We start from the raw sequence: 1,385 nt of genomic DNA on the forward strand, positions 1-1,385 counted from the left end.
AAACGAAAGCTATCGGTTCAAAGCCAGCTCCGAGACAGCAAAAAAGAAACGGAAGGAGACAGTGGCATTGACCCAATCATGAATCAGGAAACATAACGAACGGGCGGGTCAGATCTCGGTGACAATGCCGGGTCAGTTCTCAGTGAAATCCAACAGCTCTATCGCATCTACCGCGAGGAAGGGGTGTCGGTAACACGGCGCCGCGGCCGGAAACGGGCGCGCGGTACCAGGACACCGCTGCCGGTTGCCGCGCATCCCAACGCGCGTTGGTCCCTTGACTTCGTGTCTGACAGCTTCGGCGCCTCGCGGAGGTTCCGGATCCTGGCGGTGATCGACGACCTTACGCGGGAATGCCTGTGCCGCGTCGCCGACACCAGCCTGTCGGGCGCACGAGTGGCCCGGGAGCTCAGCGCCCTGATCCGGGTCTACGGCAAGCCCGGGTGCATTGTCAGCCCCTCTCGGGACATTGCTTCGCAATGCCCTGCCGGGCAGTGGACAACGGGACAGAGTTCACCAGTCGGGCTATCCTGAAATGGGCCGACGAGAACGAGGTGCCCTGGCACTCTATCGATCCAGGCAAGCCCCAGCAGAACGCCTTCATCGAGAGCTTCAACGGCAGCCTGCGCGACGAGCTCCTGAAAGAGGAAATCTTCGACAGCCTGGACGATGCACGGCGCAAGCTGGCCTTGTGGCGCTACGACTACAACACGGTCAGGCCACACTCGTCGCTCGGCAACCAGAAACAGCAGCAAGCGCGCCGAGCGCTTGAGCAAATTGAGGGCTCCGCGCCCCGCGCGCTTGGCCCCGACGGGGAAACCGGAATACCCAAATCCAACCCGCAGACTCGCGTTATGAATCAGGGACCAGAAGGGGGCAGGTCAGAAACTCGTGTATTGTCGCCAACAAAACTACGGTTTCTCGATTGGCTCGCATCCACTTGGAAAGGCTTGTCATAGTCAGCACACTTCACAATGCGAGGCAAACAAGCACCACTGTGTCATCAATATCTTCCGCCGCTACAACAGATCCGAACGCGCGTAGACCCGCTCGACATCCGATCCGACCTGATGCGCCAGCGCCGCCTCGGCTATCAGACATGAGCATCTCAGCGGTGATGCGGCGGATGCAAGCGACTCACATGAAGAATGGAGGCAGAGGCTATCTCGACCCCGACAGCAAACGTCCCGCCGTTCCCCACGGCCTGTGCTCGACCTTCCGGCAATGGACGGCGGAACGGGGCTAGACCTCGCAGCATACTATGCAGAAGAAGCCGCACGCTTAACCGATGCGGCAATCGTGCCGCCCGACGTGGCCGATGCCGAGAAAATGCGCTTTTGGCTTCTGCGATCCCGCCTGGGCAGTTTGCGCCGCTTCTTCGTGCGAAC

The 1,385-nt window shown here is 60.6% G+C and carries 1 pseudogene; it reads left to right on the forward strand.

Features of this window, described 5'->3' with window-relative positions:
- Window positions 1–150: 150 nt before the first annotated feature.
- Window positions 151–855: pseudogene (locus ILP92_RS16275) on the forward strand (integrase core domain-containing protein); the annotation flags it as partial.
- Window positions 856–1,385: the final 530 nt, after the last annotated feature.

Origin of the sequence: Palleronia pontilimi, from assembly GCF_016412875.1 — a bacterium.
Taxonomy (GTDB): domain Bacteria; phylum Pseudomonadota; class Alphaproteobacteria; order Rhodobacterales; family Rhodobacteraceae; genus Palleronia; species Palleronia pontilimi.